At 65.5% G+C, this 232-nt stretch carries 1 pseudogene; it reads left to right on the top strand.

The annotated features are described in order from the left end of the window. Positions 1–16: 16 nt before the first annotated feature. Positions 17–232 (top strand): annotated as a pseudogene (locus SB764_RS44975) (chemotaxis protein); the annotation flags it as partial.

Below are 232 nucleotides of genomic sequence, written 5' to 3'. Positions count from 1 at the left end.
CGGCGTGGTGGCGACCATGCATTCCAGCCAGCACCAGGCCCAGAGCAACGCCGGGCAGATCCATCAAGCCGTGCAGGCACTGGGCAAGATCAGCGATGCGGTGACGGTGATCAGCGACATGAACCTGCAGATCGCCAGCGCCGCCGAAGAGCAGAGCGCGGTGGCCGAAGAGGTCAATCGCAACGTCTCGGCGATCCGCACCGTGACTGAAGCTCTCACCGGCCAGGCGACC

Origin of the sequence: Paraburkholderia sp. SIMBA_027 (assembly GCF_046535315.1) — a bacterium.
In the GTDB taxonomy this organism is placed as follows: domain Bacteria; phylum Pseudomonadota; class Gammaproteobacteria; order Burkholderiales; family Burkholderiaceae; genus Paraburkholderia; species Paraburkholderia tropica.
Note: the sequence above shows the minus strand (reverse complement) of the source record. Positions and strands in the feature narration are given on the sequence as shown.